Annotated in this window: 18 protein-coding genes and 1 tRNA gene; 10 read left to right on the forward strand and 9 right to left on the reverse strand. The window is 62.1% G+C overall.

Going from position 1 to position 20,517, the window contains the following annotated elements:
• The coding region (hemA, locus tag EEQ99_RS33250; RefSeq protein WP_127431862.1) for a 5-aminolevulinate synthase at window positions 1-747 on the forward strand (747 nt) is incomplete at its 5' end.
• Window positions 748-819: 72 nt separating this feature from the next.
• On the opposite strand, the gene EEQ99_RS33255 is transcribed toward hemA, so the two are convergent.
• On the reverse strand, window positions 820-1,038 hold the full coding sequence (locus EEQ99_RS33255; RefSeq protein WP_028757940.1) for a hypothetical protein: 219 nt from the start codon (window positions 1,036-1,038) through the stop codon (window positions 820-822).
• Window positions 1,039-1,166: 128 nt separating this feature from the next.
• Between EEQ99_RS33255 and EEQ99_RS33260 the strand changes: the two genes are divergently transcribed.
• Entirely contained in the window at window positions 1,167-1,724 is a 558-nt protein-coding gene (locus EEQ99_RS33260; protein WP_028757145.1) for a threonine transporter RhtB, read from the forward strand.
• 124 nt (window positions 1,725-1,848) lie between these two features.
• On the forward strand, window positions 1,849-2,181 hold the full coding sequence (locus EEQ99_RS33265; RefSeq protein WP_028757144.1) for an ArsR/SmtB family transcription factor: 333 nt from the start codon (window positions 1,849-1,851) through the stop codon (window positions 2,179-2,181).
• A 154-nt stretch (window positions 2,182-2,335) separates the two neighbouring features.
• On the opposite strand, the gene EEQ99_RS33270 is transcribed toward EEQ99_RS33265, so the two are convergent.
• Window positions 2,336-2,411 (reverse strand) — tRNA-Ala (locus EEQ99_RS33270).
• Window positions 2,412-2,561: 150 nt separating this feature from the next.
• Entirely contained in the window at window positions 2,562-2,945 is a 384-nt protein-coding gene (locus EEQ99_RS33275; RefSeq protein ID WP_028757937.1) for a TIGR02300 family protein, read from the reverse strand.
• Between the two features lie 276 nt (window positions 2,946-3,221).
• Here EEQ99_RS33275 and aroA point away from each other — a divergent pair, with 276 nt between their 5' ends.
• The 3 genes from aroA (at window position 3,222) to rpsA (ending at window position 7,177) form a co-directional block, all read left to right on the forward strand.
• The gene (aroA, locus tag EEQ99_RS33285; RefSeq protein WP_127431863.1) at window positions 3,222-4,580 is read left to right on the forward strand and encodes a 3-phosphoshikimate 1-carboxyvinyltransferase; all 1,359 of its coding nucleotides are present in this window, start codon (window positions 3,222-3,224) and stop codon (window positions 4,578-4,580) included.
• Window positions 4,581-4,653: 73 nt separating this feature from the next.
• The gene (gene cmk / locus EEQ99_RS33290) at window positions 4,654-5,301 is read left to right on the forward strand and encodes a (d)CMP kinase (RefSeq protein WP_047619846.1); all 648 of its coding nucleotides are present in this window, start codon (window positions 4,654-4,656) and stop codon (window positions 5,299-5,301) included.
• A 172-nt stretch (window positions 5,302-5,473) separates the two neighbouring features.
• Window positions 5,474-7,177: a 30S ribosomal protein S1 gene (gene rpsA / locus EEQ99_RS33295; RefSeq protein WP_028757934.1), complete on the forward strand. Its 1,704-nt coding sequence runs from the start codon at window positions 5,474-5,476 to the stop codon at window positions 7,175-7,177.
• A 76-nt stretch (window positions 7,178-7,253) separates the two neighbouring features.
• Here the strand turns inward: rpsA and EEQ99_RS33300 are convergent, their stop codons facing one another.
• The 3 genes from EEQ99_RS33300 to EEQ99_RS33310 form a co-directional block, all read right to left on the reverse strand.
• Window positions 7,254-8,798, reverse strand: coding sequence for a hypothetical protein (locus EEQ99_RS33300; protein WP_028757149.1), 1,545 nt, complete (start codon window positions 8,796-8,798; stop codon window positions 7,254-7,256).
• Window positions 8,799-9,024: 226 nt separating this feature from the next.
• On the reverse strand, window positions 9,025-9,651 hold the full coding sequence (locus tag EEQ99_RS33305; RefSeq protein ID WP_127431864.1) for a ribonuclease D: 627 nt from the start codon (window positions 9,649-9,651) through the stop codon (window positions 9,025-9,027).
• A 254-nt stretch (window positions 9,652-9,905) separates the two neighbouring features.
• Window positions 9,906-10,715, reverse strand: a complete 810-nt coding sequence (locus EEQ99_RS33310) for a MerR family transcriptional regulator (RefSeq protein ID WP_028757151.1) — start codon at window positions 10,713-10,715, stop codon at window positions 9,906-9,908.
• Window positions 10,716-10,885: 170 nt separating this feature from the next.
• Between EEQ99_RS33310 and EEQ99_RS33315 the strand changes: the two genes are divergently transcribed.
• Both EEQ99_RS33315 and EEQ99_RS33320 read left to right on the forward strand, forming a co-directional pair.
• On the forward strand, window positions 10,886-12,166 hold the full coding sequence (locus EEQ99_RS33315) for a 4-aminobutyrate--2-oxoglutarate transaminase (RefSeq protein ID WP_127431865.1): 1,281 nt from the start codon (window positions 10,886-10,888) through the stop codon (window positions 12,164-12,166).
• 66 nt (window positions 12,167-12,232) lie between these two features.
• Window positions 12,233-13,714: an NAD-dependent succinate-semialdehyde dehydrogenase gene (locus EEQ99_RS33320; RefSeq protein WP_127431866.1), complete on the forward strand. Its 1,482-nt coding sequence runs from the start codon at window positions 12,233-12,235 to the stop codon at window positions 13,712-13,714.
• A 157-nt stretch (window positions 13,715-13,871) separates the two neighbouring features.
• Here the strand turns inward: EEQ99_RS33320 and EEQ99_RS33325 are convergent, their stop codons facing one another.
• On the reverse strand, window positions 13,872-14,081 hold the full coding sequence (locus EEQ99_RS33325) for a SlyX family protein (protein WP_127431867.1): 210 nt from the start codon (window positions 14,079-14,081) through the stop codon (window positions 13,872-13,874).
• A gap of 180 nt (window positions 14,082-14,261) precedes the next feature.
• Between EEQ99_RS33325 and uxaC the strand changes: the two genes are divergently transcribed.
• Both uxaC and EEQ99_RS33335 read left to right on the forward strand, forming a co-directional pair.
• Window positions 14,262-15,677 (forward strand): glucuronate isomerase, encoded by a 1,416-nt coding sequence (uxaC, locus tag EEQ99_RS33330; RefSeq protein WP_127431868.1) that lies wholly within the window; start codon window positions 14,262-14,264, stop codon window positions 15,675-15,677.
• Window positions 15,674-17,131, forward strand: coding sequence for a mannitol dehydrogenase family protein (locus EEQ99_RS33335; RefSeq protein ID WP_127431869.1), 1,458 nt, complete (start codon window positions 15,674-15,676; stop codon window positions 17,129-17,131). The genes uxaC and EEQ99_RS33335 overlap by 4 nt, the downstream gene beginning before the upstream one ends.
• Before the next feature lie 9 nt (window positions 17,132-17,140).
• Here EEQ99_RS33335 and EEQ99_RS33340 read toward each other — a convergent pair whose 3' ends face one another.
• Together EEQ99_RS33340 and EEQ99_RS33345 are read right to left on the reverse strand one after the other, a co-directional pair.
• Window positions 17,141-19,591: a GcvT family protein gene (locus EEQ99_RS33340; protein WP_029868034.1), complete on the reverse strand. Its 2,451-nt coding sequence runs from the start codon at window positions 19,589-19,591 to the stop codon at window positions 17,141-17,143.
• Complete coding sequence (locus tag EEQ99_RS33345; RefSeq protein ID WP_029868035.1) at window positions 19,592-20,467, reverse strand: phosphotransferase; 876 nt, start codon at window positions 20,465-20,467, stop codon at window positions 19,592-19,594.
• Between the last annotated feature and the right edge of the window lie 50 nt (window positions 20,468-20,517).

Genomic DNA, 20,517 nt, shown 5'->3' on the forward strand with positions numbered 1-20,517 from the left:
ATCTGGAAGCACAATGACGTGGCCGATCTCGAAGCCAAGCTTGCGACCGCCGATCCGAAGGCGCCGAAGCTGATCGCCTTCGAGAGCGTCTATTCGATGGACGGCGACATCGCCCCGATCAGGGAGATCTGCGACCTCGCCGACAAATACGGGGCGATGACCTATCTCGACGAAGTGCATGGCGTCGGCATGTACGGCCCGCGCGGCGGCGGCATTGCCGAGCGCGAAGGGCTGATGGACCGGCTGACGATCATCGAAGGCACACTCGGCAAGGCTTTCGGGGTGATGGGCGGCTATATCGCCGCGTCGACGGCCCTTTGCGATTTCATCCGCTCGTTCGCCTCCGGCTTCATCTTCACCACGGCGCTGCCGCCGGCGCTCGCCGCCGGCGCCGTCGCCTCGATCCAGCATCTGAAGGTCAGCCAGTTCGAGCGCGCCCGCCATCAGGACCGGGTCCGCAAGCTGAGAGCGCTGCTCGACCAGCGCGGCATTCCGCATATGCCCAATCCGAGCCATATCGTGCCGGTGCTGGTCGGCGATGCGGCCAAGTGCAAGTGGATCTCCGATCTGCTGCTCGACAATTGCGGCGTCTATGTCCAGCCGATCAACTACCCCACGGTGCCGAAGAAGACCGAGCGGCTGCGCATCACGCCGACCCCGCTGCATTCCGATGCCGATATCGCCCATCTGGTCGAGGCGCTGCATTCGCTCTGGTCGCGCTGTGCATTGGCGCGGATGGTTGCCTGAGCGGGGACCTATCCTCAGCAACTATCGGACACCGCGACAAAAGCCGGGGGTCTTTTGATGGGGATCAAGCGGCTATTCCTCTTCCAGCAGAAGAGCTGTGGCCAGGTAGCCCATGCTTATTGTGCTCGCGAAGAGATACATGAACAGCCCTTGGGCAAGGTAATTCTCAAGAGTGCCTGCCGCGGCGCTGGAAGACAAAAAACCGTTCTGCCAGACCAGGAATCCTGTGGCGCATCCAATTGCAAAGCCCGTGGCCAATCGAGTGAGCATGAAGCTGATCATGCGAGGCATGGCGGCACCTCAGAGTTAGCTCATGCCAACGGCCAGGCCACGAGAATGTTCCGGCCGCGGAGTGATCTTTGTCAACGACTGACGTGGCTGACCGTGCAAAAAGCGGACGGAACCGAGGGACCAAAGCAGTGCATCTCTTCCCTTTCGCAGCCGGCGTTTTTGCGCTTCTCATTTTGCCTGGGCCGACCAACGCGATATTGGCGATGGCCTCTCAGGGTCTGACCGCCGGGCGCGCGATCATGCTGCTTGGTACGGTGGTCGCCGCCTATCTTGCCATTGTCGTTCCGGCGTCCGGCCTGGCCGGTCCTTTTCTCCACCAGCACCCTCTGGTCGCGCAAGGTGTCAAGCTTGCCTCAGCAACCTGGGTATTCTACCTCGCGCTACGGCTCTGGGGCTCCGGATCCAGTCCCACCGAGGTTGTGACAGTACGGCAGTTGGCGATCACGACGCTGTTGAATCCCAAGGCGCTTATCATCGGGCTTACGATGATGCCCTCCGCGCAGGAGGTGTCTGGGATAGACGCCACCGCGGCGCTCGCCTTCGTCGTCCTTTTCGCATCCTTGATCTGGCTGTCGACAGGCAGAATTGTTCTTGGAAGCGAAAAGGAAATGCCGTTGCTGGCCCGGCGATGCGGATCCGCAACCCTGCTGGTGTTCTCGGCCGCGCTGACCCTCAGTGCATTTTGACGGCACCAAGGATACCGCGAATACATCATGCCAAGCGCGGCCTTCTCGCTATGAGATTTGCGTTAGGTCAATGAGCCTGTCTTGCGCGCCGCTAATGTACATTCGTGTCCAGAGGAGGCAGGCGATGATCGTCAATGACCGTGAACTGGCGGACTATTTTTCCGCGCTCGCCAATGCCAGCCGTTTATCGGTGCTGCGGAGGCTGGCCAAGGGTGAGATCTCAGCCACGGAGCTCGCCACAAGTGTCGGGCTCAGCCAGTCGGCGTTATCGCACCATCTGAACGTGCTGAAACGTCAGCAGGTCGTCAAGGCGCGCCGCGAATCGCAAACGATCTATTATTCGCTCGCCAGCCATCGAAGCGAGAAAGCCGTCTCTCTCCTCAACGGCATATTGTTTCCCGACGGACTGCAGACGTCGATGTTCGGCTTCTCGGACTTCTGCCCAGAGGCCGCGTGAAGATCGGCGATCGGCCGGAGCCTCGATCCTGCCAGGGGAGTCAGCCGCAGCCTGGCTGTTAGATCCAGGGTTCGATGGTCCGTTTCATTCGGTTGAATGGAACAAAGCCCTACGGGCCACAGCTTTACATTGAAGATCGATTGGCTAACGAGTTTGGTGGAGCTAAGCGGGATCGAACCGCTGACCTCTTGCATGCCATGCAAGCGCTCTCCCAGCTGAGCTATAGCCCCATCAAGGTGGTCCGGCGCAGGGCCGGTCCTGGGATGCTCCTCAGGGCGTGCCCTGCGGAGTGGCGGCTTATTACTTCCGGTTTCCGGAGATAGCAAGCCTAAAAAATCCGGCCCGGAGAATTTTTTCCTCGCCGGGCCGAAATGCAATCGTCAAACTTCGTCGTCGTCGCCGGTCACGCCGATGATGTCGCTCATGTCATCATCATCATCGTCTTCGTCAGGCGTCAGGAAGGTATCGTCGTCGTCGTCGCCTTCGATTTCAACATCGTCATCGCCGATATCCGGGATGTCGTCGCCGCCGGCGGCGTCATCGGCATCCTCAAGCGAAACCAGTTCGACTTCGGTGTTTTCAGTATCGACTTCCGCCACCTCGTCTTCCTCGGCAACTTCGGCGATCGCCGAGGTTTCCTCGAAGAAGGACAGAGGGTAGGACTTGCCGGTATAAGGAGAGACGATCGGATCCCGGTTCAGATCATAAAACTTCTTGCCGGTTTCCGGATCGGTACGCTTGGTTCCAAGTTCCGCTTTCGCCACTATAAGCCTCGTGAGAATGACCGAATTCGAGATTCGGCAAATGCCGATCAAGCCGGCGTTCCATCGGAATTTATAAGCCGGTCCCCTTAATCGCTGTGGCTTCCCATGTCAAAGCCAAACTTTATGAACGCCCTGCGGGGTTTTCCCCGCGCCGACGGATGACCGCCCGGCGCGTTTATGTTAACGAGCCGCGGCAGCCACAGAACCGGGCGAGGATTGCGACCGGCCAAGCGTGTCCTGCTGTAAAAATAGACTGCGTTTGCAAAGGATTGCGCCATGCTTCACGGCTCTGCGCCCAGGCCCGCCACCGCCCGCAAATCCGCCGGCCTTACGGGCCGCGTCCGCATTCCGGGCGATAAATCGATCTCGCATCGTTCCTTCATGTTCGGCGGGCTTGCTTCCGGGCAAACGCGGATCACCGGCCTGCTCGAAGGCGAGGATGTGATCAATACCGGCCGGGCGATGCAGGCGATGGGCGCCAGGATTCGCAAGCAAGGCGAAGAGTGGGTGATCGAGGGCACCGGCAATGGTGCGCTGCTTGCGCCTGACGCGCCGCTCGATTTCGGCAATGCCGGCACCGGGGTGCGGCTGACCATGGGCCTCGTCGGCACTTACGACTTTCACTCCACCTTCATCGGCGACGCCTCACTTTCGAAACGGCCGATGGGCCGGGTGCTCAATCCGCTGCGCGACATGGGCGTGCAGGTCAGCGCATCGGCGGGCGACAGGCTGCCGGTGACGCTGCGAGGCCCGGGAAGCCCAAGCCCGATCCGCTATCGCGTGCCGATGGCCTCCGCCCAGGTGAAATCGGCCGTCCTGCTTGCCGGTCTCAATACGCCGGGCACCACCACGGTCATCGAGCCAGTGATGACGCGCGACCATACCGAAAAGATGCTGCAGGGCTTTGGCGCCGCCCTTGCCGTCGAGACCGACGCGGACGGCATCCGCACGATCCGGCTCGAAGGCCGCGGCCGGCTGACGGGCCAGGTGATCGACGTTCCCGGCGATCCGTCTTCCACCGCCTTCCCACTGGTTGCGGCGCTGATCGTGCCCGGCTCCGATATCACCATCGTCAACGTGCTGATGAACCCGACCCGCACGGGGCTGATCCTGACGCTGCAGGAGATGGGGGCCGACATCGAGGTGCTGAATGCGCGTCTTGCCGGCGGCGAGGACGTGGCGGATTTGCGCGTGCGCCATTCCGAGTTGAAGGGTGTGGCCGTTCCCGAAGAACGGGCGCCGTCGATGATCGACGAATATCCCATCCTCGCGGTTGCTGCCTGTTTCGCCGAGGGCACGACCGTGATGAAGGGGCTGGAGGAACTGCGCGTCAAGGAATCCGATCGCCTTTCCGCCGTCGCCGACGGCCTGAAGCTGAATGGCGTCGACTGCGACGAAGGCAAGGATTTTCTGATCGTCCGCGGCCGGCCGGACGGCAAGGGCCTCGGCAGCGCTGGAGGTAGCAGGGTCAGCACGCATCTCGACCATCGCATCGCCATGAGCTTCCTTGTTCTGGGGCTTGCATCGGAGCATGCTGTGACGATCGACGACGCGGCGATGATCGCGACCAGCTTTCCGGAATTCATGCAGCTGATGGCCGGCCTTGGAGCAAAGATCGAGGAGGTGCCGCAGTGATGGACCAACGCCCCGCATTTCCGCAAAGACGATCTCATTTGCCGTTCCCATGCGCTGCCGCAGGATTGATCGCATGACAACCAAGACTTTCATCATCGCCATCGATGGCCCGGCGGCTGCCGGCAAGGGCACGCTTTCACGCTGCATCGCCGAGCAATACGGCTTCCATCATCTGGATACCGGGCTCACCTATCGCGCCACGGCCAAGGCGCTGCTCGATGCCGGCCTGCCGCTCGACGACGAGGCGGTGGCGGAAAAGATCGCGCGCGAGGTTGAACTCGCCGGACTGGATCGCGATATACTTTCCAAACATGAGATCGGCGAAGCCGCCTCGAAGATTGCCGTCATGCCGGCGGTGCGCCGGGCGCTGGTCGAGGCGCAGCGGCGGTTTTCGGCGAAAGCGCCGGGGACGGTGCTCGACGGGCGCGATATCGGCACGGTCGTCTGCCCCAATGCGCCAGTGAAGCTCTATGTGACGGCGTCGCCCGAGGTTCGCGCGAGACGCCGCTACGACGAGATCCTCGGCAAGGGGGCGACGGCGGATTTCGATGCGATTTTCGAGGACGTCAAGCGGCGCGACGAACGCGACATGGGACGGGCCGACAGCCCTTTGAAACCAGCGGTCGATGCGCACTTGCTTGATACGTCGGAAATGAGTATAGAGGCCGCGTTTCATGCCGCTCAATCGATCATCGATGCGGTCTTGAGCCGAAATGCCTAAATTCAAGCGATTTTGCGTGCTCTGAGCACGGATCGCTTCTAATGCAGCAGCCTGAAATTCCGTCCAAGCGCCGGATTGCCTTCGAGAGAGGGCGGACTGGGTTCAGGCCCGTTCAACGCAAACCAACCGGCGCATACGTGTCCGCTTCCGTTTAGGGCACGCAGGAGATTTTATGTCAGTAGCTACCCCCTCCCGCGAGGATTTCGCGGCTCTTCTCGAAGAGTCCTTTGCCAAGAACGACCTGGCCGAAGGCTATGTCACCAAGGGCATCGTCACGGGCATCGAGAAGGACGTCGCCGTTGTCGACGTCGGCCTCAAGGTTGAAGGCCGCATCGCGCTCAAGGAATTCGGCGCACGCGCCAAGGACGGTTCGCTGAAGGTCGGCGACGAAGTCGAAGTTTATGTCGAGCGCATCGAAAACGCGCTTGGCGAAGCCGTTCTATCGCGCGAGAAGGCTCGCCGCGAAGAAAGCTGGATCAAGCTCGAAGCCAAGTTCGAAGCCGGCGAGCGCGTCGAAGGCGTGATCTTCAACCAGGTCAAGGGCGGCTTCACGGTCGACCTCGACGGTGCGATCGCCTTCCTGCCGCGTTCGCAGGTCGATATCCGCCCGATCCGCGACGTCACTCCGCTGATGCACAACCCGCAGCCCTTCGAAATCCTCAAGATGGACAAGCGCCGCGGCAACATCGTGGTTTCGCGCCGTACGGTTCTGGAAGAATCCCGTGCCGAACAGCGTTCTGAAATCGTTCAGAACCTCGAAGAAGGCCAGGTTGTCGACGGCGTCGTCAAGAACATCACCGATTACGGTGCGTTCGTCGACCTCGGCGGCATCGACGGCCTGCTGCACGTCACCGACATGGCATGGCGCCGTGTGAACCATCCGTCGGAAATCCTGAACATCGGCCAGCAGGTCAAGGTTCAGATCATCCGCATCAACCAGGAAACCCACCGTATCTCGCTCGGCATGAAGCAGCTCGAGAGCGATCCGTGGGATGGCATCCAGGCCAAGTATCCGGAAGGCAAGAAGATTTCCGGTACCGTCACGAACATCACCGACTACGGTGCATTCGTCGAGCTGGAGCCGGGCATCGAAGGCCTGATCCATATCTCGGAAATGTCCTGGACCAAGAAGAACGTTCACCCCGGCAAGATCCTGTCCACCAGCCAGGAAGTCGAAGTCGTCGTTCTCGAAGTCGATCCGTCCAAGCGCCGTATCTCGCTCGGCCTCAAGCAGACGCTGGAAAATCCGTGGGCAGCATTCGCCCGCAGCCATCCGGCCGGCACTGAAGTCGAAGGCGAAGTCAAGAACAAGACCGAATTCGGCCTGTTCATCGGCCTCGACGGCGATGTCGACGGCATGGTGCACCTCTCCGACCTCGACTGGAACCGTCCGGGCGAACAGGTCATCGAGGAGTTCAACAAGGGTGACGTCGTCAAGGCCGTCGTTCTCGACGTCGATGTCGAGAAGGAACGCATCTCGCTCGGCATCAAGCAGCTCGGCAAGGATGCGGTCGGCGAAGCCGCTGCATCGGGCGACCTGCGCAAGAATGCAGTCGTTTCCTGCGAAGTCATCGCAGTCAACGACGGCGGCGTCGAAGTGAAGCTCGTCAACCACGAGGACATCACTTCCTTCATCCGCCGCGCCGACCTCGCTCGCGACCGCGACGAGCAGCGCCCCGAGCGCTTCTCGGTCGGCCAGGTCTTCGATGCCCGCGTCACCAACTTCTCCAAGAAGGACCGCAAGATCATGCTGTCCATCAAGGCTCTGGAGATTGCGGAAGAGAAGGAAGCCGTCGCCCAGTTCGGTTCGTCCGACAGCGGCGCTTCGCTCGGCGACATCCTGGGCGCAGCCCTGAAGAACCGCGGCGGCGAATAAGCCTCGCATCCGCCTCTGAATTGAAGAACCCGCCGGAGCGATCCGGCGGGTTCTTCATTTTCAGGCGATAGAAATCTTATTCCCAGCCGACCATGCGCTGATAGAGCGCATAGACCGGGTCGGCAGCCGTGCCTGCCTGATAAACGGACGGCTCGGCATCGATCATCCTTGGCGTTCTTCGCCCGGGCGCTGCCTCGGTTTCTTCGGCATCAGGCTCGGCATCCTCGCCACCGGACTGCGCCTGCTGCTGATCCTCGGACGCGTCGTCGCGATGGTGCTGATGCTGGTGATGCGTTTCGCCTGCCGTCTCGTTCGGTGGCGTATCCTTGGCGAACTGGTAAGGCAGCTGGGCATAGGCAAACCCCTCCGGCATCTTTGCCGCCAGCGGCATATAGGAAGCCTCGACGGTCTCGGACATCGGGATGATTTGTGGTTGCGCGGCGATTTCTTTCGGCTGACGGGCGACCGCGACCGCGCTCTCGATATCCATCTGCGAGGGGTGGAGCGCTGCGGATTGGCGAGCATCGGGAGCGACGAATTCGGCCGGCTGCCGGGTCAAGGTCTCGGTCGCATCGCTGATCACGGCGTCATCGAGGATCGTATCGATCTCCACCGCCGCCTCGACGGGGACATCCTCCAGCAGGGCTTCGACGTCCTGCTCGCGGATGATGGTGGCGATCATCTCGGAGGCTTCTCCGGTCATGGAGGCGACAATGCCTGTCCAGTTCTTCGGAATGACAGGATCGACTTTTTCCGATGTCGCGTGGGGTTGGATGGCAGGCGGCGCCGGCGTTTCCTGCGCGTCGTCGGCCGCTGCGGCATTCGTCGACAGCGGTTGCCGGTCTTCGATCTCCTGCGGCGCCGATTTTTTCGGTGCTACCTCGCTTGTCGTCGCCGGGGCGGACTGAGCCCGGTTTGCAGCCTGCGGCGTTTCCGGATCGGCAGCTTCCACGGCTTCGGCGATGACCGCTTCCTCGGCAGTCGCCGAAGTTGCGGCCTCGATCAGCGGATCGGCTTGCACAGGCGCCTTTTCCGCAGGCTGGCGCATGGCGGCAGGCAGGCTGTCCTCATGCAGCTGGATCTCGGGACGGGTTTCGGCGCGCATCGGCGAAGCGTCGTTCTGGCCATAAGAGCGGACGACGGCGCGGGCGGCGAGGTCGCGATCCTTGTAGCGGATGATTTCCAGATAGGCGACGATGCGGGCTGCTTCCGGGCCTGCCGGGTTCTTCAGGGCTTCGGCGATCATCCGCAACGGCAGGCTATGGCCCTCATCGGTCAGCTGGCGCTCGACCTCGTCGATCCTGACAGCCGGCAGCCGCCGGATGGCATCGGCAAGCCGGGAGGCAAAGGCAAGATTGGTCTCGTCCTCGCCCCGATCCAGCGAGATCGAGCGGCCTGCCGCATCGATGACATCGAAAAGCGCTTCGACCATACGCTCGCGCGCGGCCAGAAGCAGAATATTGAGCTTGCCGGCAATGGCGGAATTGAGATCAGCCGCTTCGACGGCGTTGACAGGCGCGGGGGCAATCACTGAACGACCGAGACCACCGGCGACGATCGCCGCAGTCTGGCCTTGGGACGAAAAGCTTGCATTGGACGCTGCACGAACGGGAGTCAACATGGCATGCTCCTTTCGCAAAGTGACGATGAAAGCAGGCTCTATAAAAGGACCGCGCTCATCCGGTCCCCTTGCATCCCAGCAGATCCTCCTGTCCGCATGACGCATTCTCGCGTCATCGAATGCATAAATATTAACTGGAATTTTAGGAAAGAGGCGTTAACGAATCGATAACGGCCGCAGGCAAACATGCCCACGGTCCTTGGTCACCTGTCGAAGAATGAATCGCTCAGCTATGAGCGAAGATATCGGCCTCTTCCCAGCCGAGCAGGTCGAGCTTGGCGCGGGTCGGCAGGAATGCGAAGCAGGCCGTCGCATGGTCGAAGCGGCCGTCGCGGATCAGGCGTTCCGTCAGCTTGTCGCGCAACGCGTGCAGATAAAGCACATCGGAAGCGGCATATTCGAGCTGGGCCGGGGACAGCGTCGCGGCCGCCCAATCGGAAGATTGCTGCGTCTTGGAGATATCGACGTCGAGCATCTCCTTGAGATTGTCCTTGAGGCCGTGGCGATCCGTATAGGTCCGGCTCAGGCGCGAGGCGATCTTGGTGCAGAAAACCGGGTTCGTCGTGACGCCGAAAGTATGGAATAGCACGGCAATATCGAAACGGCCGTAATGAAAGATCTTCTGATGGGTGGGGTCTTCGAGCAGAGCGACGAGATTGGGAGCCTGCTTCTGGCCGGCAGCAATACGGATAACGTCGGCAGTGCCGTCACCCGGCGAAAGCTGGACGACGCAGAGCCGATCGCGGCGCGGCACCAGGCCGAGCGTTTCGGTGTCGATCGCGACCGCGCCAGTGTAGCGGGCGGCATCGGCCACGGAAATATCGCCTTCGTGATAACGTATGGTGGCCGCCATGAGACAATCTTTCGTTCGAATGCATCCTCTACAGCGCGATGCGTCTTTTCAGACGCGCAAAGGACGCTGTAGCGCTTTGAATGGCTGTATAATTTATCCTTAAATCGATGCCGATTTAAGCAATTATGCAGCAGCGCTATAGCGCAAAGGTGCAGAATGCGAAACCGCTTTCCTGCCGCAGAGCCGTCCCGTCCTCTCGGACGCACAAACGACGCTCTACTCTTTTGATCTTCAATCTCCGCTTCGTGCAGCGGTCAGAATGTCGGCGGCGTGTTGATCCAGAGAATCACGGTTTCACCATCATGGCGATTACGCCAAGAATGGTAACGTCGGCTTTCGAAATAAAGTGAATCGCCCTGGCCAAGATCGAAGAACTGATCGCTGTCGAGCACCAGTTCGAGCCGGCCGGACAGGACATGCATGAATTCTTCGCCCTCGTGGCGATAGGCGCCTTCGCTGGCGGCACCGGGCGCCAGCACGAAACGATGGCAGTCCATCATCCTGCGGCCTTCGGCGAGGAGCTGCACCGTGACGCCGGGCGTCGTTTCCGGCCATGTCCGCCATTCGCCGGCGCGCACCAGCGTCGGCACGTCCGCGCGCTCCTCGCCCGAGAGGCGCGAGACGGTGGTGCCGTAATATTCGGCGAGATCGTGCAGCGTCTTGAAGCTGACGCCCTGCGAGGTGCGCTCCAGCGTCGAGAGCGTCGATGCGGTGACGCCGATGTCGCCGGCGACCTGATCGAGAGTCTTGCCGCTCGCATGGCGCAGGCTGCGCAGCTTGCGGCCGATGCCGGAATCCTGGCTCGCCTCGGCGCCATCGGCGGAAGGTTCCTCGCTCTCCAGCGCCTCCCGGATTGCCGCGGGATTGAGGCCACGTTCGACACGATACCAGGAGATGCGCTTCAGCCGCGCCACATCGTCGGCGCTGTATTGCCGATGGCCGGTTTGCGAACGGCCGGGAACCAGCAGACCCTGGCTTTCCCAGAGGCGCAAGGTCGAGGCCGAAACGCCCGCCAGCCGCGCGGCCTCCGCCACCTTGTAGCGCACAGGTCCGTTGTCACCCATCCGAAATATCCCTGATTCCAATCGCCCGCGAGCATTCATTAAAAGGCGTGATGTTTGAAGCAAAAAATCCCACTTGTTTTCTTGCAGGAAAAATGTAGGAGTTTTCTACATGTCTTGCAGAATTTATGCAAGATAGTTCTCAAGCCCCTTTTCAGCGCAGGAGCGCATCGATGACCGCGACAAGCCTTACGGACCGGAAGAACGCAGCCATTTCACGCGGCGTCGGCATGACGACCCAGATCTATGCCGATCGTGCAGAGAACGCCGAGATCTGGGATAAGGAAGGCCGCCGCTACATCGATTTCGCCGCCGGCATCGCCGTCCTCAACACCGGCCACCGCCATCCCCGGGTGATCGCGGCAGTCAAGGAGCAGCTCGACCGCTTCACCCATACCTGCCATCAGGTGGTGCCCTACGAAAGCTACGTGCATCTCGCCGAACGGCTGAACACACTGGTGCCGGGCAACTTCGAGAAGAAGACGATCTTCGTCACGACAGGCGCCGAAGCGGTCGAGAATGCCGTCAAGATCGCGCGGGCCGCAACCGGCCGCTCTGCCGTCATCGCCTTCGGCGGCGGCTTCCACGGCCGCACCTTCATGGGCATGGCTCTGACCGGCAAGGTCGTGCCTTACAAGGTCGGCTTCGGCGCGATGCCGGGCGATGTCTTCCACATTCCCTTCCCCGTCGAGCTGCACGGCGTCACTACAGACCAGTCGCTGGCGGCGCTGAAGAAGCTCTTCGCCGCCGATGTCGATCCGCAGCGCGTCGCGGCCATCATCATCGAGCCGGTCCAGGGCGAAGGCGGCTTCTACCCGGCGCCCGCCGCCTTCATGAAGGCGCTGCGCGAACTCTGCGACCAGCACGGCATCCTGCTGATCGCCGATGAGGTGCAGACCGGTTTTGCCCGCACCGGCAGGATGTTCGCCATGGATCATCACGAGGTGGCGCCCGACCTGACGACGATGGCAAAGAGTCTCGCCGGCGGCTTTCCGCTTGCCGCCGTCACCGGCCGCGCCGCCATCATGGATGCGCCGGGACCGGGCGGGCTCGGCGGTACCTATGGCGGCAATCCGCTGGGGATCGCAGCCGCCCATGCCGTGCTCGACGTCATCAAGGACGAGGATCTCTGCAACCGCGCCAACCAGCTCGGCGGGCGGCTGAAGCAGCGACTGGAATCGCTGCGCGAGACGGTGCCCGAAATCGTCGATATTCGCGGACCGGGCTTCATGAATGCCGTCGAATTCAACGACCGGACGACCGGATTGCCGAGCGCGGATTTCGCCAACCGGGTGCGGCTGATCGCCCTCGACAAGGGCCTGATCCTGCTCACCTGCGGCACCCACGGAAACGTCATCCGCTTCCTGGCGCCGATCACCATCCAGGACGAAATCCTCGGCGAGGCGCTCGACATTCTCGAGGCTTCGATGCTGGAAGCGAGCGCGGTCGGCTAAGCCTATCGGAACCGGATTTCAATGGCTGCCGGCCACCGGCAGCCGCACTCCCCAGGAGGATATGACATGACTTTCACCACCGCACTGACCAGGCACGTTCCCTTCTCCTCGCCCTTGCTGCGCGATGCCGGCTATATCAACGGCGTCTGGACCTCAGGCGATGCCACGAAGACTTTCGACGTGCTCAACCCGGCGACCGGCGAGTTGCTCGCTTCGCTGCCCGACATGGGTGCGAGCGAGACGCGGACGGCGATCGATGCGGCGCATGCCGCCCAGCCGGCCTGGGCTGCCCGTCCGGCCAAGGAGCGCAGCACGCTCTTGCGCAAATGGTTCGACCTGATGGTCGCCAATGCCGACGAGCTCGCGGCGATCCTCACCGCAGAAATGGGCAAGCCGTTCCCGGAAGCGCGCGGCGAGATCCTTTATGCGGCGGCCTATATTGAATGGTATGCGGAAGAGGCCAAGCGCATCTACGGCGAGACGATTCCCGCACCTTCCCAAGACAAGCGCATGATCGTCATCCGGCAGCCGGTCGGCGTCGTCGGCACGATCACGCCGTGGAATTTCCCGGCGGCGATGATTGCCCGCAAGATCGCGCCGGCACTTGCCGTCGGCTGCACCGCAGTGTCGAAGCCGGCCGAGCAGACGCCGCTGACGGCGATCGCCCTTGCCGTGCTCGCCGAGCAGGCCGGCATTCCCCCAGGCGTCTTCAACGTTATCGTCGGCGTCGACGGCCCGGCGATCGGCCGCGAGCTCTGCGGCAACGAAAAGGTGCGCAAGATCAGCTTCACCGGCTCGACGGAGGTCGGCCGCATCCTGATGCGGCAATGCGCCGACCAGATCAAGAAGGTCAGCCTGGAGCTCGGCGGCAACGCGCCGTTCATCGTCTTCGACGATGCCGATCTCGACGCCGCCGTCGAGGGTGCGATCGCCTCCAAATACCGCAATGCCGGCCAGACCTGTGTCTGCGCCAACCGCCTCTACGTCCAGTCGAACGTCTATGATGCCTTCGCCGCCAAGCTGGCCGCCAAGGTCGCCGAAATGCCGGTCGGCGACGGCTTCGAGCCGGGTGTCGCGATCGGGCCGCTGATCGATGAACAGGGCCTTGCCAAGGTGGAAGACCATGTCAGCGACGCGCTTGCCAAGGGCGCCAAAGTGCTGATCGGCGGCAAGCGTATCGAGGGCGCCGGCACCTTCTTTGCGCCGACGGTGCTGACCGGCGTTGCGCGCGGCATGAAGGTGGCGCGCGAGGAAACCTTCGGACCGGTGGCGCCGCTCTTCCGCTTCGAGACGGTCGAGGACGTCATCGCTGAGGCCAATGATACGGAATTCGGCCTTGCCGCCTATTTCTATGCCGGCGACCTGAAGAAGGTCTGGCGGGTGGCGGAAGCACTTGAGTACGGCATGATCGGCATCAATACCGGCCTGATGTCGTCCGAGACGGCGCCTTTCGGCGGCATCAAGCAATCCGGCCTCGGCCGCGAAGGCTCGCGCCACGGCGCCGACGACTATCTGGAAATGAAATATCTCTGCATCGGCGGCGTCTGATCCGTCAGCCACGATACAGAAAGCACCGGGACACGCGGCATTACAGCGCCGCGCGTCTTTTCAGACGCGCAAAGGACGCTGTAACACTTTGAATTGCTGCATAATTTTATCCTTAAATCGATGCCGATTTAAGGAATTATGCAGTAGCCGCGTGTCGTCAATAATGCGGCGGACGGGTAATCCCAGGCGCTTCCAGCGACTGCTCCTCCAGCGACAGGAAACGTTCGGCCAGCCGGTCTAGCTTGGTGCGCATCTGCTCCACCGTCTTCCATTGCTCGGCAAGCTGATCGGAAAGCTCTTCGATCGTCTTTGCCTGGTAAGCCAGCATTTCTTCCAGCCGGGTGATGCGGTTCGTCTCGTCGGACATCGATCCTCCTTTGCCGAAACCGGCAGAACAGATGACCCTCCCAAAGCGGAAATAGGCCACCTCGTCAATGCTTTCCATGCCCAATGCAGCCATGCGCAAAACTGAACCGTTTGGTTACTAAAAGACCTTGCCGTGCCTGATGTTGTGGGGTAGGCCCTTATCCACCAGGGAGGAATACTGATGGATGCAGGAAACGGCTTTCTTCATCCGGACCGGCTTTTTCCGGCCGATCCGGCAACACGGACCATCGCGCGAGACCTCTACGAGACGGTGCGCAATCTTCCGATCGTCAGCCCGCACGGGCACACCGAACCCTCCTGGTTCGCCGACGACAAGCCCTTCGAAGACGCAGCCTCGCTGCTGGTCATTCCCGATCACTATCTCTTCCGAATGCTGCACAGCGTCGGTGTCACATTGGACGAACTCGGCGTGCCGCGGCTCGACGGCAAGCCGGTGGCGCAGGGGCGGGCGATCTGGCGGAGCTTTGCCGCGCATTACCATCTCTTCCGCGGGACACCTTCGAGCATCTGGGTCGACCACGCGATGTCGGCGGTGCTCGGCTGCACCGAGCCGCTGACATCGGACAATGCCGATGCGCTCTACGACCACATCAATGCTCAGCTTGCCCTTCCCGAATTCCGCCCGCGGGCGCTGCATCAGCGATTCGGTATCGAAACGATCGCGACGACCGAAGGCGCGCTCGACCCGCTGGCGCATCACCAGAAGATGGCAGCGGACGGCTGGATCGGCAAGGTGCGCACCACCTACAGGCCGGATAGCGTCACCGATCCCGACGCCTTCGGCTTTCGCGACAATCTCGTCAAGTTCGGGGAGATCACCGGCACTGAGGTGACGCGCTGGGACGGCCTGATCGAGGCGCATCGGCGCCGACGCGCCTATTTCCGCCAGTTCGGCGCCACCGCGACCGATCACGGCGTGCCCACAGCCTTTACATCGGATCTGCCGCTTGTGGAAAAACAGGCGCTGCTCGACAAGGCCCTGAAGGGTCCGCTTTCGGCTGCCGACGCCGAGCTTTTCCGCGGCCAGATGATGACGGAGATGGCCGGGCTTTCGGCCGAAGACGGCATGGTGATGCAGATCCACGCCGGTTCACGACGCAATACCGACAGCGGGCTCTTTGCGACGCGCGGCCCCAATATGGGCGCCGATATCCCGACACGCACGGACTGGGTCGGCGGCCTGAATGCGCTGCTTTCCAAATACGGCCATGCGCCCGGGCTCAGGGTGCTGCTGTTCACGCTCGACGAGACGACATATGCGCGCGAGATGGCGCCGATGGTCGGCCATTGGCCCTGCCTGATGATCGGCCCGCCCTGGTGGTTCCACGATAGCCCGAACGGCATCCGGCGTTACCTCGACCAGGTGGTGGAGACGGCGGGCTTTGCCAATATGGCGGGTTTCAACGACGATACGCGCGCGCTGCTTTCGATCCCGGCGCGGCATGACGTCTGGCGCCGCGAAGTCTGCCGCTTTCTGGCCCAGCTCGCCGCCGAGCACCGGATTTCCAAGAGGGAAGCCGAGATCGTCGCAGGCGAACTCTCCTATGGCAATGCGAAGAAGGCCTACAAACTGTGAGCGAACGACTGCAGACCCTTTCCGGCCTCGCCCCGACGGCGAAGCTTCCCGCCTATGACCGCAGCCGGCTGAAAAGCGGCATCCTGCATCTCGGGCCGGGCGCTTTCTTCCGCGCCCATTTTGCACCCTTCACGGATGATGCGCTCTCCGCCGCCGGCGGCGATTGGGGCATCGAGGTGGCAAGTCTGCGCACGCCCGATGTCGCGGATAATCTGAGCGCCCAGAACGGGCTCTATACGGTGCTGATCCGCGATACCTCAGGCACGACGGCTGAGGTGGTCGGCTCGATCCTGAAGGCGCATGTGGCGCCGCGCGATCCGGCCGGCCTGCTGGCGCGGCTCGAAGACCCCGATATCCGCATCGTCAGCATGACGGTAACGGAAAAGGCCTATGGTTTCGATCCCGCAACCGGCGGTCTCGACCTCAAACATCCCGATATCGTCGCCGATCTTGCCAACCGGCATGCGCCGCGCGGCGTCATCGGCTATCTCGTCGAAGGCCTTGCCCGCCGCCGGCAGAAGGGCATCGCGCCCTTCACGCCGCTCAGCTGCGACAATCTGCCGAGCAACGGCGCCGTGCTGAAGCGCCTGGTGCTGGAATTCACCTCCCGCCTCGATCCCGACCTGCATCGCTGGATCGAAGCGAATGTGCCCTTCCCCTCCACGATGGTCGACCGCATCACGCCGGCCAGCACCGAGGCGACCTATGCCGATGCCGAGCGGCTGACGGGCCGCACGGATATGGCGGCGATCGAGACCGAACCCTTCACGCAATGGGTCATCGAAGATCATTTCGCCAATGGCCGGCCGGCCTGGGAAAAGGTGCGCGGCGCGCTGATGGTCGAGGAGGTCTCGGCCTACGAGAAGATGAAGCTCAGGATGCTGAACGGCGCGCATTCGTTGCTTGCCTATCTCGGTTATATCGGCGGCTATGAATTCATCCGCGACGTGATGGACGATACCGGCCTGGCGGCTCTCGCCTACCGCCACATGCATGCGGCCGCGAGAACGCTCGATGCGGTTCCCGGCATCGATCTCGATGCCTACGCCAATGAATTGATAGCACGCTTTGCAAACAAGGCGATCGCCCATCGCACCTATCAGATCGCCATGGACGGCACCCAGAAACTGCCGCAGCGGCTGCTGGAACCGGCATGCGAGGCGCTTTCGCATGGCGACCGGGCGGAGACCTATGCGATCGCCGTTGCGGCGTGGATGCGCTATGCGATCGGCCAGCACGGCAACGGCGAGCGCTATGAGTTGCGCGATCCCCGTGCGGCTGAGATCGCCGCCCTCATCGCCAATGTCCCGCGCACCGGCCTGGCGATTTCGGCGGCACTCTTCACCCTTCCTGGACTTTTCCCGGCGGCTTTGACAGGACACCGGGCGTGGACGCAGGATGTCTCCGACAAGCTGGAGATTCTGATCCAGGACGATAGGTTGCCGCTGTTCTAGACTCCCCCGCTACGCCTTGATACGCGCCATATCGGGATCGTAGAGCGGCGACAGTGACACCTTGCAGGGGATACGCTCCCGCGCGACATCGAGCTCATAGGTGCCGGAGAGGACGAAATCCTCGGTCACCCCCTCGGGGCTGCGGACATAGCCATAGCCGATCGGCTTGCCCAGCGTGTAGCCGAAGCCGCCGCTCGAAAGCCAGCCGACGCGCTTGCCGTCGCGATATATCGTTTCACGGCCGAGCAACACGGTATCGGCATTTTCGGGAACAAAGCAGGCAAGGCGCTTGTTCACCCCGCCTGCAAGCTGCCGTTCGATCGCTTCGCGGCCGCGGAAGGGAATGGCCTTGCGCATCTTCACCGCCCAACCGAGACCGGCTTCAACAGGCGTATGGTCGGGACCGATATCCGATCCCCAGGCGCGATAGCCCTTTTCCAGGCGGCAGCTCTCGATGGCGCGGTAGCCGGCATTGACCAGGCCGAATTCGCCACCTGATGCCATCAGCACGTCATAGACCGTCGTCGCATATTCAACGGGAATATGCAGCTCGTAACCAAGCTCGCCGACATAGGTGATGCGCAGCGCCCGCACCGGGCAGCCTGATATGCCGATGGTCCTGACCCGGCCGAAGGGGAAGGCCGCATTCGAGACGTCGCTGCCCGTCACCTTTTCCAGCACGGCGCGCGAATTCGGTCCCATCAGCGACAGCACCGAATAGGCTGACGTGACGTCGACCAGCTCGGCATGCATCTTTGCCGGTATATTGCGGGCGATCCAGTCGAAATCATGGGTAGCAAAACCGGTGCCGGTGACGATGTAATATTCGTTCTCGGCGATGCGGGCGACCGTCACGTCGCATTCAATGCCGCCCTTGTCGTTGAGCATCTGCGTGTAGATGAGCGATCCCACAGGCCTTGCGACATCGTTGGAAGCGATCCAGGAGAGCGCTGCCTCGGCATCCCTGCCCTTCAGCACGAATTTGGCAAAGGAGGTCTGGTCGAAGATGACGGCCGCTTCACGCACCGCCTTGTGCTCGCGGCCGACGGCGTCGAACCAGTTCTGTCTGGCATAACTGTAGACATCCTTCGGCTCCTCGTTGGCGAAGAGATCGGCAAACCAGTTCGGCCGCTCCCAGCCGAGCTTTTCGCCGAAACAGGCGCCCTGCGCCTTCAGCCGGTCGTAAAGCGGCGATTTGCGGCAGGGGCGGCCGCTCGAATGCTCCTCGAACGGCCAGGCCATGGTGTAATGTTTGCCATAGGCTTCGAGCGTGCGGGTGCGCACCCAGTCGGTATCGAAATGCGGACGGCCGAAGCGGCGGATATCGACCGGCCACAAATCATAGGGCGGTTCGCCCTTCGTCACCCATTCGGCAAGCGCCATGCCGGCGCCGCCGGCCGAGGCGATGCCGAAGGCGTTGAAGCCGGCGCCGACGAAGAAATTCTTCAGCTCCGGCGCCTCGCCGAGAATGAAGTTGCCATCCGGCGTGAAGCTTTCCGGGCCGTTCAGCAGCTGCTTGACGCCGACATTTTCCAGTGCCGGAACGCGGCCGAGCGCCTGTTCCATGATTTGCTCGAAATGATCGAAATTGCTGTCCAGCAGCGTGTAGTGGAAGCCGTCGGGGATGCCGTTTTGCGCCCAGGGAATGGGATTCGGCTCATAGCCGCCCATGACGATGCCGCCGACTTCTTCCTTGTAGTAGGTCAGGCGATCGGGATCGCGCAGGGTCGGCAGGTTGGAGGGCACGCCGAAGGATTCGGTGATGATGTATTGATGCTCGACGGAGACCAGCGGCACGTTGACGCCGAAGCGGGCGGCAAAGGCGCGCGTCCACTGACCGGCGCAGACGACGACGCGCTCGCATTCGATGCGGCCCTCAGCGGTGACGACGGCGCGGATCCTTCCCTTGTCGATTTCCAGGTCGATGACTTCGGTGTCCTCGAAGATCGAAACGCCTGACATGCGGGCGCCTTTCGCCAGCGCCTGGGTGATGTCGGAGGGATTGGCCTGGCCGTCCGTGGGAAGGAAGGCGGCGCCGACGAGATCGTCCGTTGTCATCAGCGGCCAGAGATCGAATGCTTCCTGCGGCGTCAGCAATTGCATTTCGAGGCCGAAGGACTGGGCGGTGGTCGCCTGGCGCCGGACCTCGGTCCAGCGCTCCTCGTTGCAGGCAAGGCGCAGGCCGCCATTCATCTTCCAGCCGGTGCCGAGGCCGGTCTCCTCCTCCAGCCGCTTGTAGAGATCGACGGAATAACCGAGAAGCTGGGTGATGTTGGCGCTGGTGCGCAGCTGGCCGACGAGGCCGGCGGCATGGAAGGTGGTGCCCGAGGTGAGCTTCTTTCGCTCCAGCAGGACGGTATCGGTCCAGCCGAGCTTGCCGAGATGATAGGCTGTCGAACAGCCGATGATGCCGCCGCCGATGACCACGGCTTTCGCCGTCTTCGGTAATTCCCTTGTCATTTATTGATCCTGTTCAAAGGCTTGATAGGCGCGTTCGAAACGCGCGAGATTTTCGGCCGTATAGGCGGCATAGTCGAAATCGATGCTGGAATGGATTTCCGAAATCATGCTCCAGAGCGTCTCGCGCAGCAGCGAAGCGCATTTCATCGCGCCATAGCGCCTGATGAGATCATCGGTCAGCGGCCGGTCGAAATAGGTCTCCAGCATCGTGTGTTCTGCCGTTTGCGGGAGCTCATTGTTGGAGGCCAATCCGCCGAGATCGAAAAGCGGCGTGTTGAAGCCGGCATAATCCCAGTCGATCAACCAGAGCCGCTTGCCGTCGTCGAGAAAATTGGCGGCCAGCAGGTCGTTGTGGCCGAAGGCGATTTCGAAAGGCCCTGCCGCTTCTTCCAGCGCCTCGGCCCGGCCGACCAGCGCCGGCAGCAGAGGCAGATAGGCACTGCCTGCGGCCTTCAGATTGGCGGCGTAATCGCGGATGACGTGAAAGACCCAGAAGATCATCGCCTGGCCGCGGAAATGCCGGGCGATGTCGCGGTGGCAGGCGCGCACCAGCGGCACGACCCGGGCGAGCGTTTCCGGCCTCCTGATATCATCAGGCGAAAGCGCTCTCGCCTCGATATATTCGAGCACCAGAACGCCCGGCGAATGATGGATGACGGCAGGCGATATGCCGGCGGCATGCGCCGCACGGCTTGCGGCAAGCTCGTTCTGCCGGCTGATGTGATGGATCGGGATATCGGTGCCGAGCCTGACGACGCAACGCGCGACGGCATCGCTGACCAGGTAGTTCCTGTTGGTGATGCCGCCTGCTATCGGCGAAATATCGATCGGGCCCTGCCAGATGCCAAGCGCATGAATCCTATCTTCAGGCGTCATGCTTATTCCCCTACAGCCCCTTCCGAAATGATGGGCAGAGGAGGATCCTA

The organism is Rhizobium anhuiense (genome assembly GCF_003985145.1).
Taxonomy (GTDB): Bacteria; Pseudomonadota; Alphaproteobacteria; order Rhizobiales; family Rhizobiaceae; genus Rhizobium; species Rhizobium anhuiense.